Source organism: Vibrio sp. D173a (assembly GCF_030248475.1).
In genome coordinates this window covers 1-656 of record NZ_JAHGAH010001085.1, presented here as the reverse complement: position 1 = coordinate 656, position 656 = coordinate 1, and the positions used below count along the sequence as shown (strand labels likewise).

The following is a 656-nucleotide window of genomic DNA, read 5'->3' as shown; positions in this document are numbered from 1 at the left end:
TTCGCATCGAAGATCACCGCAATACGATCCGAAGCAAATTGACGCATCATGCTGCGCAACATGTTCACCACACCATAAACAGCATTGGTAGGAATATCACCATTACTCATGGTGCCCGGGTAAGCATGGAACGCGCGATATAGGTAAGAAGAGCCATCAATTAGAATCAATGGATTATCAGGAATACGAGCCATAGTGTTTGTGTATCCAGTAATAAGTACAGAAATGATGGAGTAAGAATGCCACGTATGGTGACGGGATTCCACGTTGTCGATCGGTAACCGTAGAATGGGTTGTGTTTGTTATAAACAGAATCTTGTTATTTTTTGTTCCACAAGCCGCCTCATCTGTGGATAACTCTGTTTATATTATTTATCCACCCTGTTGAGAAGTTGGTAAAATGAAACAAAAATACACCGCAAACCATTGAAAATAAAAAATAAAAATAGAGATCGAACATATGATCAACGATCTTTTTTCGATCTTGCGTTGTGGAAAAGAATATTGATGAGGATTTATGCATGGACCTTTATGGTGCTAAATATGCATCTTGTTGAAATGGAGACAGAAAAAAAGCGACACCCGAGGATGTCGCCTAGCAAAAAGCGGTGAAGCTATTCAATTGAATACCACAGCTTAACCAAAAAGCTATAAAT

General features: G+C 39.2%; 1 protein-coding gene. It reads right to left on the bottom strand.

The features are described 5' to 3' along the window. Positions 1–194: hypothetical protein (locus KIV40_RS31475; RefSeq protein ID WP_285353230.1), on the bottom strand; the 194-nt coding region annotated here is incomplete at its 3' end. Positions 195–656 lie beyond the last annotated feature (462 nt).